Here is a 2,613-nt window from a genome sequence, read left to right as displayed (position 1 = left end):
CAGGAGTAGCGCGCCTTGCAGGAGCAGGCGCACAGGCGGTAGTAGCATTATCCATCCGGCTGGAGGCATGATCTGGGCGGGATAACAACACAAGCGCCCTGACATGACCCGCACCGCCAGAGTCACCGATCCGTCTTATGAATTGATGGACGACCACAACGGGTTGTCCATCATCTACCGCCAGCATGGCTTTCCCTGCCCGCTGGTGCGCTGGCATTTCCACAAGGAATACGAGTTGCACCTGATCGTCGCCAGTTCCGGCAAGGTGTTCATCGGCGACTACATCGGCAACTTCTATCCTCAGACACTCTTCCTGACCGGCCCCAACCTGCCCCACAACTGGATCAGCCAGGTGGCCGAGGATGAGGTGGTACCCAAGCGCGACATGCTGGTCAACTTCACCGACGAGTTGTTAGATAGCGGCTATCAGGTGTTCTCCGAGCTCAAGACCCTGGCACCGCTGCTGGAGCGCGCGCAGTACGGCATCGAGTTTCACTGCAAGTACACCATCGCCCAGGCCATGGACTTGATGCAGCGCATCGCCGATACCAGAGGTATCACCCGGCTCGGACACTTTTTCATCCTGCTGGAATTGCTCGCAGCTACCGACGATTACCAATTGCTCTCGGGTGCCACGACCCCGCAACTGGCCGACGAGCACAACATCGATCGCACCAACCGCGCGGTGGATTACATTTTTGCCCACTACGCCCGGGACTTGATGCTGGAGGAAGTCGCCGATCATCTGGGCATGAAACCGACTTATTTCAGCCGCGTATTCAAGCAGGCCACCGGGCGCACTTTCATCGAATTCGTCAATCGCCTGCGTATCAGCAAGTCCTGCGAGTTGCTGGCCGATGGCGACAAAACGGTCACCGACGTGTGCTTCGAATCGGGTTTCAACAATATTTCCAACTTCAACCGGCGCTTCCAGCAACTCAAGGGCATGACCCCGTCGCATTATCGGCGATTGGTGGTGCAGCGGCTGACCGAGCAAAACCTGGGTTAAAAATCAAATTCTGCTAAAAGCTATAAAACCTGTACGGATTCAATACCCCTCCTTCGCTGAAAAGCCCTTCCCTGCATCTCCCCCCCAAAATTCCAGTGCAAAAAAGTATCGATCAAAGTGCGATGGATGATTTGTCTCACCCTCCATTGAAGGATGTAATCAGCACAGATTCTTCCCTCCGCAGGAAGACACAAAAACAATAACTGTCCTTCTGTAGCCCACCGGGTGCAGAAAAGGAGTGCACGATGCAACTTTCTGTAAAAGCTCTGCTTGCCCTCACCTGCATGACCCTCAGCAGCGTCAGCCTTGGCGCCCAGACGCTGACCATCGCCACCGTCAACAACAGCGACATGATCCGCATGCAAAAGCTCTCGAAAACCTTCGAGGCCGAGCACCCGGACATCAAGCTCAATTGGGTGGTGCTCGAAGAAAACGTCCTGCGCCAGCGCCTGACCACCGACATCGCCACCCAGGGCGGTCAGTTCGACGTACTGACCATCGGCATGTACGAAGCCGCACTCTGGGGCGCCAAGGGCTGGCTGGAGCCGATGAAGGATTTGCCGGCCAGCTATGCCCTCGACGATGTGTTCCCGTCGGTGCGCGAAGGCCTGTCGGTCAAAGGCTCGCTGTACGCCCTGCCGTTCTACGCTGAAAGCTCCATCACCTACTACCGCACCGACCTGTTCAACGACGCCGGCCTGAGCATGCCCGAGCACCCGACCTGGGAGCAGATCGGTGAGTTCGCCGCCAAACTGAACAAACCCGAGCAGGAACAGTACGGCATCTGCCTGCGCGGCAAGGCCGGCTGGGGCGAGAACATGGCGCTGATCAGCACCGTCGCCAACGCCTACGGCGCGCGCTGGTTCGATGAACAGTGGCAGCCGGAATTCAACGGCCCCGAGTGGAAAAACGCGCTGAACTTCTACGTCGACACCATGAAGAAATCCGGCCCGCCGGGCGCCTCGAGCAATGGTTTCAATGAAAACCTGGCGTTGTTCAACAGCGGCAAATGCGCGATCTGGGTCGATGCCAGCGTCGCCGGCTCGTTCGTCACCGACAAGGCCCAGAGTAAGGTCACCGATCACGTCGGCTTCACCTATGCGCCGCATCAAGTCACCGACAAGGGCTCGGCCTGGCTGTACTCCTGGGCACTGGCCATTCCCACCAGTTCCAAAGCCAAGGAAGCAGCGAAAACCTTCAGCGCCTGGGCAACCTCCAAAGAATACAGCGCATTGGTCGCGGAAAAGGACGGCATCGCCAACGTACCGCCGGGTACCCGGGCTTCGACCTACAGCGAGGCGTACCTGAACGCGGCGCCGTTCGCCAAGGTCACGCTGGAGTCGCTCAAAGCCGCTGACCCGAGCAAGCCGGGCGCCAGGCCGGTGCCTTACATCGGGATTCAGTTGGTGACCATTCCCGAGTTCCAGGGCATAGGTACCCAGGTCGGCAAGTCCTTCTCGGCGGCGCTGATCGGCCAGACCACGGTCGACCAGGCGTTGGCGGCGGCCCAGCAAACCTCCGAGCGCGAAATGAAGCGCGCGGGTTATCCCAAGTAATTTCGCACGCCCTCTGTAGGAGCGAGCTTGCTCGCGATGGAGTGTCAG

2 protein-coding genes are annotated in these 2,613 nt (G+C 58.7%); both read left to right on the top strand.

Annotated features, from left to right (window positions below):
* Positions 1-103 precede the first annotated feature (103 nt).
* Positions 104-1,009, top strand: coding sequence for an AraC family transcriptional regulator (locus AC1DVH_RS29315; RefSeq protein ID WP_477756728.1), 906 nt, complete (start codon positions 104-106; stop codon positions 1,007-1,009).
* 245 nt (positions 1,010-1,254) lie between these two features.
* A complete protein-coding gene (locus AC1DVH_RS29310) occupies positions 1,255-2,565 on the top strand; it encodes an ABC transporter substrate-binding protein (RefSeq protein ID WP_477756727.1) in 1,311 nt (436 codons plus the stop codon).
* The last annotated feature ends 48 nt before the right edge of the window (positions 2,566-2,613 follow it).

This window comes from Pseudomonas sp. P4_C3, assembly GCF_056402075.1.
The sequence above is the reverse complement of the archived record's forward strand: the minus strand, read 5'-3'. Positions and strand labels throughout refer to the sequence as shown.

Excerpts from the sequence above, each read along its gene's own strand:
- AC1DVH_RS29310 (WP_477756727.1), top strand. The coding sequence starts at position 1,255 with ATGCAACTTTCTGTAAAAGCTCTGCTTGCCCTCACCTGCATGACCCTC.
- AC1DVH_RS29315 (WP_477756728.1), top strand. The coding sequence starts at position 104 with ATGACCCGCACCGCCAGAGTCACCGATCCGTCTTATGAATTGATGGAC.